At 62.3% G+C, this 7883-nt stretch carries 12 protein-coding genes; 4 read left to right on the top strand and 8 right to left on the bottom strand.

Annotated elements, in window-relative coordinates:
* The first annotated feature begins 546 nt into the window (after window positions 1–546).
* The gene (locus JX25_RS13540) at window positions 547–1182 is read left to right on the top strand and encodes a LysE family translocator (protein ID WP_241557976.1); all 636 of its coding nucleotides are present in this window, start codon (window positions 547–549) and stop codon (window positions 1180–1182) included.
* 55 nt (window positions 1183–1237) lie between these two features.
* Here the strand turns inward: JX25_RS13540 and JX25_RS13535 are convergent, their stop codons facing one another.
* Together JX25_RS13535 and JX25_RS13530 are read right to left on the bottom strand one after the other, a co-directional pair.
* Window positions 1238–1600, bottom strand: a complete 363-nt coding sequence (locus JX25_RS13535) for an antibiotic biosynthesis monooxygenase family protein (protein WP_128255623.1) — start codon at window positions 1598–1600, stop codon at window positions 1238–1240.
* Window positions 1597–1920 carry an NIPSNAP family protein gene (locus JX25_RS13530; protein ID WP_128255622.1) on the bottom strand — a complete coding sequence of 108 codons (324 nt, stop codon included), beginning with the start codon at window positions 1918–1920 and terminating at the stop codon, window positions 1597–1599. Before JX25_RS13530 ends, JX25_RS13535 begins: the two co-directional genes overlap by 4 nt.
* Window positions 1921–1990: 70 nt before the next feature.
* Between JX25_RS13530 and JX25_RS15295 the strand changes: the two genes are divergently transcribed.
* Entirely contained in the window at window positions 1991–2437 is a 447-nt protein-coding gene (locus JX25_RS15295; RefSeq protein ID WP_338323043.1) for an ArsR/SmtB family transcription factor, read from the top strand.
* A 62-nt stretch (window positions 2438–2499) separates the two neighbouring features.
* Here JX25_RS15295 and arsH read toward each other — a convergent pair whose 3' ends face one another.
* The 6 genes from arsH to JX25_RS13495 form a co-directional block, all read right to left on the bottom strand.
* A complete protein-coding gene (gene arsH / locus JX25_RS13520) occupies window positions 2500–3186 on the bottom strand; it encodes an arsenical resistance protein ArsH (RefSeq protein WP_421780956.1) in 687 nt (228 codons plus the stop codon).
* The gene (gene arsB / locus JX25_RS13515) at window positions 3186–4229 is read right to left on the bottom strand and encodes an ACR3 family arsenite efflux transporter (protein WP_128255620.1); all 1044 of its coding nucleotides are present in this window, start codon (window positions 4227–4229) and stop codon (window positions 3186–3188) included. The genes arsH and arsB overlap by 1 nt, the downstream gene beginning before the upstream one ends.
* The gene (gene arsC / locus JX25_RS13510; protein ID WP_128255619.1) at window positions 4229–4654 is read right to left on the bottom strand and encodes an arsenate reductase (glutaredoxin); all 426 of its coding nucleotides are present in this window, start codon (window positions 4652–4654) and stop codon (window positions 4229–4231) included. Before arsC ends, arsB begins: the two co-directional genes overlap by 1 nt.
* Window position 4655: 1 nt before the next feature.
* A complete protein-coding gene (locus JX25_RS13505; protein ID WP_128255618.1) occupies window positions 4656–5183 on the bottom strand; it encodes an arsenate reductase ArsC in 528 nt (175 codons plus the stop codon).
* On the bottom strand, window positions 5176–5529 hold the full coding sequence (locus tag JX25_RS13500) for an ArsR/SmtB family transcription factor (RefSeq protein ID WP_128255617.1): 354 nt from the start codon (window positions 5527–5529) through the stop codon (window positions 5176–5178). The genes JX25_RS13505 and JX25_RS13500 overlap by 8 nt, the downstream gene beginning before the upstream one ends.
* Window positions 5530–5857: 328 nt before the next feature.
* On the bottom strand, window positions 5858–6919 hold the full coding sequence (locus JX25_RS13495) for an SDR family oxidoreductase (protein ID WP_128255616.1): 1062 nt from the start codon (window positions 6917–6919) through the stop codon (window positions 5858–5860).
* A gap of 100 nt (window positions 6920–7019) precedes the next feature.
* On the opposite strand from JX25_RS13495, the gene JX25_RS13490 reads away from it, so the two are divergent.
* Both JX25_RS13490 and JX25_RS15165 read left to right on the top strand, forming a co-directional pair.
* On the top strand, window positions 7020–7427 hold the full coding sequence (locus JX25_RS13490; RefSeq protein ID WP_128255615.1) for a winged helix-turn-helix transcriptional regulator: 408 nt from the start codon (window positions 7020–7022) through the stop codon (window positions 7425–7427).
* Between the two features lie 33 nt (window positions 7428–7460).
* Window positions 7461–7883: transposase (locus JX25_RS15165; protein WP_241557975.1), on the top strand; the 423-nt coding region annotated here is incomplete at its 3' end.

Genomic DNA, 7883 nt, shown 5'->3' with positions numbered 1-7883 from the left:
CGTAAATCGGGTCTTCCTCATTCGAATCTTCTCGGCTTATACTACGAGAAAATTCTGCGGCCGCATTACCTTAACCATGGGGAGGATTACCACCGGGACCGCACACCTAGAGCCAAAACCTGTGCCACCATACGGCGGCAGCGCGCCATGACAGGGCGATGACGGCTGATGCATCCGCCTGATCCTGTCGCGACCCGTTCATAACCCGGCCGTTGAAGAAGCGGGTTGCAAGACAGGCGCCGGAAAGAATGGTGTTATCGACTTAGGCAATTCTAGCCCTAACCGATCTTGGATGGGTTCACGAGCGTATCAGCCAAACCTAGGCAATCTCCCTGGCTGCCGCATTTGGGACGGCTCGAGGGGGCCGCCGCCATTTATCGCAGCACGCCGGATGATGGGCGCCGGGGCAGCGTGGAGAGAACCGTTGTTCTTGCGGCGCGTCTGTAGAGCGAGCTCTCAATATCAAGCTCCAAGCTGCTGCTCGTGTGGTGTAGACGGGTTAGCATCTTTCCCTTAGCTGCGGGTAAGCAAAATGGAGGACGGATCTTGATCGCCACGCTTATCGCCTATGCGGCCGCACTTGGTCTGGCCGCCGCCATCCCCGGTCCGGGTGTGGCCGCACTTGTAGGGCAATCGATGGGGAGTGGGCTGAAGGCCGCACTGTTCCTGTTGGCCGGGATCGCCCTTGGCGACGTGGTGTATCTGACCGTCGCCATCGCGGGCCTTGCAGCTATTGCACAAACCTTTGCGGGCGTCTTTCTGATCGTAAAGGTGTTGGGCGGCGTCTATCTTCTTTATCTGGCCTTCAAGCTTTGGCAGAGCACAACCGGAGCGACCAAGGTCGAGGCTTCGAAAGGCCAGACAAACCTCGGCTCGTTCCTGACTGGGTTCTCCGTCACGATGGGCAATCCAAAGACCATCGTGTTCTATTTGGCGCTGCTACCGACCGTGCTGGACCTGAACCAGGTTGGCCCGGGACAATGGGCCATGCTTGTCGCCGTCACCATTGGCGTGCTGATCGTGACCCTTGCCCCCTATGCGGCGCTGGCTGCGCGTGCGCGCGGAATGATGACGAAGCCGGGGGCTCTCAGCCGTCTGAACCGCTTCGCCTCCGGTATCATCGGTGCTACAGGCGTGCTGATCTTGGGCCAAGCCATTACAACAGTAGCAAGACGTTCTTGAGGGCCTTCGGCCCTCGAACGTAATGTTCGATGGTTGCATCCATGGCAAGACGATCTCAAGCTAGAATACGGGCAGCCTCATGAACCTGATGGCTGTCGGCTGGCGCTTCCCCGCGATCGGTCATGCCGTAGTCGCGCAGGACGGACGCAATCCGCAGGCGGTAGTCCTCAAAGACATGATCGCGCCCGGCCGCCTGTGCCGCGCGATGCTCGGGCAAGTTGCGCCAGTGCATCACCGCCTCCTCGTCCCGCCAGAACGAGAGGGACAGGAGCTTTCCGGGGGTGGTCAGGCTCTGAAAGCGCTCGATGGAAAGGAAGCCGTCGACCTGCGCAAGGTAAGGACGCAGTTGCGCCGCGAGGTCGAGGTATTCGGCCTTTCGATCCGCCGAGGTCTGCGCCTCGAAAATTACGGCAATCATGACAGATCGCCATGCGGGGCCGATGCCAGCTTCACGAACAGCCGGCTTTCGCTGCGGATGAACCCCTCGCGGCGGGCGAAGTCGTAGTTCTCGCGACCCAGCGGATCGGCGGCGAGGCAGGCGCGGTAGGTTTCGTAGTGGGCCAGCGAGGGCAGCGAGTAGATGCCGTAGGCCGTGGTGGTTGAGCCTTCATGCGGGCTGAAGTATCCGATGAGGTCGGCACCGCAGCGAGGGCTGCACTGGCCCCAGGTGCGGGCATATTCGTCGAACAATTCGCGGCGGTTCGGGTCTATGTCATAGGTGATGACGCAGGTGATCATGGTGTGGCCTTTCCTTCTGCCAATGGGGTAGCGGATTGGCGGAAGCAAACGGTTCGGCTAGCATCGAACTATGAGAGAAGGCCCTGACCTCGCCCGCATCGCCGCCCTCGTGGCCGATCCCGCCCGCAGCACGATGCTGCTGGCGCTGATGGACGGCCGTGCGTTGACGGCAACCGAATTGGCCAGCCTTGCCGGCGTCACGAAGCAGACCGCCAGCAGCCACCTTGAGAAACTGCTGGATGGCGAGGTTCTGGCCGCGGAGGCGCAGGGGCGCCACCGCTACTTCCGATTGGCCGGTGCGCATGTTGCGGCGAACTGGCCCCGCGGCCGGCGTCAGGCGCGACGTTCAAGCCGGACCTTCGCCTCCCTTGATCTCAGGCTGTGGGCTGCTCTTAGGCCGGCGGATTATGCTACACATCATCATCGCCAAGACGTGGTTCGCGAACCGAGCCAACCAAGGCAACGGCCGTCCGGTATCAGCCGCGATGGCGCGGATTGGACCGCCATCAGCCAGTAACTGCTGCCCCAAGCGAAGATCCGCACGCTCCGGGGGGGGCAGAGAGGACGGCCTGTGCCGCGTCAGGTCGCGTTCTTCTGGTTCACCCGTGCCGAAAGCTCCTCCGCCGTTTCCTTTCGCTCGCTGTATCGATCCGTCAGGTCGGGGCGGCCACGGGTCAGCAGGGTGAACTTCACCAGTTCCTCCATCACATCCACGATCCGGTCGTAATAGGGCGATGGCTTCATGCGTCCGACATCATCGAATTCCAGAAACGCCTTGGCGACGGAGGATTGGTTCGGGATCGTCACCATCCGCATCCAGCGGCCAAGGATCCGCATCTGGTTCAGCGCGTTGAAGCTTTGCGAGCCGCCCGACACCTGCATCAGCGCCAGCGTCCGCCCCTGCGTCGGGCGGACCGAGCCGAGCGCCAGCGGGATCCAGTCGATCTGTGACTTCATCACGCCGGTCATCGCGCCGTGCCGTTCCGGGCTGGTCCAGACCTGTCCTTCGGACCACAGGCACGCCTCACGTAGTTCCTGCACTTTGGGGTGATCGGCATCGGCATCGTCGGGAAGCGGCAGGCCGTCGGCATGGAAGATCCGCGTCTCGCAGCCAAGGTGGCGCAGCAATCGTTCGGCCTCCAGGGTGGCGAAGCGGCTGTAGGAGCGTTCACGCAGCGAGCCATAAAGCAGCAGGATGCGCGGTGGTCGCCCGTCGATCTGCGGCAAGCGAAGCAGATCGGGCAAAACGTTCGGCAGGTCGGGGATCATGCGTGTGCCTCTTTCGGGAACCAGCGTCCGCCAAGACGAAGCGCCACCCCCACCAGCAGGATCAGGACCGGCACCTCCACCAGCGGACCGATGACGGCGGCAAAGGCCACGGGCGAGGCAAGGCCATAAGCGGCAATGGCGACGGCGATGGCCAGTTCGAAGTTGTTGCCGGCGGCCGTGAAGGCGATGGCAGTGGTGCGCGGGTAGTCCTTAGCAATCCAGCGGCCCATCGCGAAGCTGACGATGAACTGGACGGCGAAGTAGATCACCAACGGCACCGCGATGCGCAGCGCGTCCATCGGCAGGCGCAGCACGTCACCGCCTTTCAGGCTGAACATTGCAACGATGGTGAACAGCAGCGCCACCAGCGTGATCGGGCTGATCCTGGGCAGGAACACGTCCTGGTACCAGCCCGCCCCCCTTTTCGCGGTCAGCACGCGGCGCGTCAGGTATCCGCCAAGAAAGGGCAGGCCCAGATAGATCAGCACAGCCTCGGTCACCGTCCAGAAGCCGACATCGATCACGCTGCCGTCCAGCCCGAACAAGGGCGGAAGAACGGTCAGGAACAGCCATGCATAGGTGGAAAAGAACAGGATCTGGAAGATCGAGTTGAAGGCCACCAACCCTGCCACATACTGGTTGTCGCCCCGCGCCAGCTGGTTCCAGACCAGAACCATGGCGATGCAGCGGGCAAGGCCGATCAGGATCAGCCCCGTCATGTATTCCGGCTGGTCGCGCAGGAAGATCACTGCCAGCCCGAACATCAGCACCGGCCCGATGATCCAGTTCTGGATCAGCGACAGGACCAGCACCCGCTTGTCGGCGAAGACCTGCGGCAGCTCCTCGTACCGGACCTTGGCCAGCGGCGGATACATCATCAGGATCAGGCCGATGGCGATGGGAATGTTGGTGGAGCCGACGGACATCGCATTCAGCGTATCCGGCAGGCCGGTGAAGGCGGTGCCGAGCAGGACGCCAAGCGCCATGGCCGCGAAGATCCACAGCGTCAGGTAACGGTCAAGAAAGGACAAACGCTGCATCAGGCGCTCCGCACAGGATTGCCATGATCGTCAACAACCTGCTCGCCGTCTTCCTTGGCGAAAGCGGCTTGTTGCGGCGGCAGCAGGTCCAGCACCGCCTCGGACGGACGGCACAGCCGCACGCCCTTCGGGCTGACAACGATGGGCCGGTTGATGAGGATCGGATGTTCCATCATCGCGTCGATCAGGGCGCTGTCCGGCAGCGCGGGATCATCCAGTCCCAGCTCGGCAAAGGGGGTGCCCTTTTCGCGCAGTAGCGCCCGCGGCTCGATCCCCATCCGGTCGATGAGCTGTTCCAGCAGCGCACGCGAGGGCGGCGTCGTCAGGTATTCCACCACATGCGGTTCGATCCCCGCGTTGCGGATCATTGCCAGCGTGTTGCGGGACGTGCCGCAGGCGGGGTTGTGATAGATCACGATGTCCATATCAGACAACCTCCCGCTTGGCCGAGGTGGAGCCTTCGGACCGGCCTATCTCGTACAGGTGCTTCGTAAGGCTGGCGGCGTCCAGGGTGGTGACAGGCAGTTCCTTGAACAATCCGACGCGGGTCCTGACGTAGCGGAGCGTCTCGATGAAGGCCATCACCTGTTCCGGCTTCGTGCCTTGGGCCGCGGCAGGGTCGGCGATGCCCCAATGGGCGGAAACGGGCTGGCCGGGCCAGAAGGGGCACGCCTCCCCCGCCGCGTTGTCACAGACGGTGAAGATGAAATCCATCTTCGGCGCGTCGGGACCGGCAAACTCGTCCCAGCTTTTTGAGCGGAGGCCTTCGGTCGGATAGTGGTAGTTGCGCAGCAAATCCAGCGCCATCGGGTGAACCGCGCCCTTCGGCTGGCTTCCGGCCGAGAAAGCGCGGAAGCGCCCCTCCCCGTCCTTGTTCAGCACGCTTTCCGCGATGATGGAGCGGGCCGAGTTGCCGGTGCACAAGAACAGCACGTTGTAGATCGGTTCAGACATTTTCTCTCTCCACCAAGGAAACACAGGGGGAAGCGTTCAAAGCAGGGGCGCAGATTTCCGGATGACCCTGGCAACAATCGTGCAGCAGGAACTGGATCAGCCCCGTGAAGGCCGGATAAACCGCGCTGTAGATGATGAAGCGTCCGTCGCGGCGGGACTGCACAAGGCCCGCGTGTTCCAGATGCGTCAGGTGGAACGACAGCCGCGACGTGGTCGCGCCAATAACCTCACCGATAGAGCCGGCAGCCATGCCGTCCGGTCCTGCCTTGACCAGCAGGCGAACGATACGAAGGCGGGTTTCCTGAGACAGAGCCGCAAAAGCGACAAGCGCACGGTCCTCTTCCATTACTCAACCTCTCAACTAATGTTGATACGATGATGTATATGGAATCGAAGCGCAAGAGGAAAACCGCTGGTGCGAGAGGCTGCTCCGTCTCGCGAACTTGCCGTGGCGGCACAGGGCTTGAGGTGGTAGTTGGATCAGCGGCGTGCTTGTGGAACCATGATCCCGGCTCCGGCCCGGAAGTTAGTTGGGGCTTAGCCGCCGGCATCTGCTCATAGGGACGGGGTTGAGAATACATGTTGGTCGCCGCGCTGGACGCTGGTTCATTCGCGGCTGCACCGCAGCGTCCTGCGCCTGAAGAAAGGCTGCAGGCCGCTGCGTGTTGGCGATTTCAGGGAATGATCCGGTCCGTACGCAGTTGTTCGAAAAGATCGAAAAAGGCTTGGTCGGTCGCTTGATAGCTGCTGAAGCCCATTTGTCGGCTTTTTGACATGTCGGTCACGACCTCGATCGGGCGCCCCAGATCAGCGTCGGTGTGCCAGGGAGAGGCGAGGCGGGACAAGTCGGCCTCCGCCAGTCCATGGCGATTTGCAATATCGGTCCAGATGGCGGCATCCTCTTTCATCTGCTCCTCCAACGGGCGGACGATGCCATCGAAATCTTCGGCCTCCAGCCCAAAAGCTTCCGCGATCCGGTGCCACATCCACTTCCACCGGAAGATGTCGCCGTTGACGATGTTGAAGTCCTGGTTGCGCGCAGCAGGCGTTTCGGCGGCCCAGATCGCCTGCGCCGCCAACTGGCGCGCATCGGTCATGTCGGTGAGCCCCTCCCACTGCGTGGCAGAGCCGGGAAAGCGGAAAGGTCGCCCCGTTTCGCGGCAGATTGTGGCATATACGGCCAAGGTGGTTCCCATGTTCATCGCGTTGCCGATGGCCTTGCCGATGACGGTATGCGGGCGATGCACGCTCCACCCGAAACCGTCGCGTTCAGCAGCGGCGAAGACTTCGTCCTCCTGCGCGTAGTAGAAGTTCGCCACGTCCAGCCGGCCCTGCTCCTCGCGGAAAGGCGTCTGCGGCAGCGAGCCCTTGCCATAAGCTTCGAACGGACCAAGATAGTGTTTCAGGCCGGTCACCAGTGCCACATGCTGCACCGATCCGGCCGGGCGCAATGCGTCCAGCACATTGCGCACCATGCCGCCGTTGACGCGAATGTTTTCCGCCTCCGTTTCCATGCGCAGCCATGATGACAGGAAAAGATGCGTAGGCGCGATACCGTCCAGCGCATCGCGCAGCGTATCAGGATTCGTCAGGTCGGCTGCCACGGGGCGCACGCCCGTCTGAACCTGCGGATTACGGCTGAGGCCGTAGACCGTCCAGCCACGTTCCACCAGTTGCGCGGCGATCGCGCTGCCTTGAATTCCGGTTGCACCAACCACGAGTGCTTTGGGGGCCATCTTGTGTCTCCATTCCATGTTGCCAAGCAAGGTAGGGCTGTGCCATCCCGGCCGCCAGACGGCACCATTCTGGGACGTAGGCACACAAAGGTAACCGCCCATGATGAAGGGAACCGAGGAACACGAGTGGCGCGAGGATTGTGCGCCACGCCGTGTCATGGAACTGTTCACGACGAAGTGGACGAGCATGATCCTTCACACGCTGCACGTCCGCCACGGTGGCGCGGCGCGGACAGGCGTTCTGCAGCGCAGCCTGCCGGGGATATCCAAGAAGATGCTGGTCCAGACATTGCGTGAGATGGAACGCAGCGGCCTTGTCACCCGGCACGTGGAAAGTGCAGTGCCACCCGCGGTAGAATACCGCCTGACGCCGCTTGGGCTAAGGTTCGTGGGTCTGGTGGAACTGGTCTACGACTGGGGGCGCATGAACGCCGATGCGCTGGACCTTCTGGGTGGGCGCGCCACCTCGCGACGAAACGAGAGTGTCCGAGCTTCTGTGTATTCGTGATGTGGTCCATGCTTCCTGAGAGGAGCAAGGCTGATGACGATTTCGAACGAATTGCTGGACGAGCTGCTGAAGGGCTGCAAGCGGCCTGACGATCTGCTTGGCGAGGCCGGGCTGATGAAGGAGCTGAAGATCCGTCTGATGGAACGGATGCTCGGGGCCGAACTGACCGCGCATCTGGGCTATGAGGCCGGTGCCGAGGCCCCGCCGGAACAATCCAACCGCCGCAACGGGATTTCAACCAAGCGGGTCAAGGGTTCGGATGGCGAGGTGCCGCTGTCGGTTCCGCGCGACCGGGATGGCAGCTTTGAGCCTGAGCTGGTGAAGAAGGGTCAGACCCGGATCGACGGGGTGGATGACAAGATCATCGGGCTCTATGCCGCCGGTTTGTCGGTGCGCGACATCCAGTCCCATCTTGAGGATCTGTATGGCCTGCGGGTCTCGCCCGACCTGATCAGC

It is taken from the genome of Falsirhodobacter deserti, from assembly GCF_004015795.1.
GTDB classification, from domain to species: domain Bacteria; phylum Pseudomonadota; class Alphaproteobacteria; order Rhodobacterales; family Rhodobacteraceae; genus Falsirhodobacter; species Falsirhodobacter deserti.
Note: the sequence above shows the minus strand (reverse complement) of the source record. Positions and strands in the feature narration are given on the sequence as shown.

Excerpts from the sequence above, each read along its gene's own strand:
- arsB (WP_128255620.1), bottom strand. The coding sequence starts at position 4,229 with ATGCAGCGTTTGTCCTTTCTTGACCGTTACCTGACGCTGTGGATCTTC.
- JX25_RS15295 (WP_338323043.1), top strand. The coding sequence starts at position 1,991 with ATGAGAGAAGGCCCTGACCTCGCCCGCATCGCCGCCCTCGTGGCCGAT.
- JX25_RS13535 (WP_128255623.1), bottom strand. The coding sequence starts at position 1,600 with ATGATTGCCGTAATTTTCGAGGCGCAGACCTCGGCGGATCGAAAGGCC.
- JX25_RS13505 (WP_128255618.1), bottom strand. The coding sequence starts at position 5,183 with ATGTCTGAACCGATCTACAACGTGCTGTTCTTGTGCACCGGCAACTCG.
- JX25_RS13500 (WP_128255617.1), bottom strand. The coding sequence starts at position 5,529 with ATGGAAGAGGACCGTGCGCTTGTCGCTTTTGCGGCTCTGTCTCAGGAA.
- JX25_RS13530 (WP_128255622.1), bottom strand. The coding sequence starts at position 1,920 with ATGATCACCTGCGTCATCACCTATGACATAGACCCGAACCGCCGCGAA.
- arsC (WP_128255619.1), bottom strand. The coding sequence starts at position 4,654 with ATGGACATCGTGATCTATCACAACCCCGCCTGCGGCACGTCCCGCAAC.
- JX25_RS13490 (WP_128255615.1), top strand. The coding sequence starts at position 7,020 with ATGATGAAGGGAACCGAGGAACACGAGTGGCGCGAGGATTGTGCGCCA.
- JX25_RS13495 (WP_128255616.1), bottom strand. The coding sequence starts at position 6,919 with ATGGCCCCCAAAGCACTCGTGGTTGGTGCAACCGGAATTCAAGGCAGC.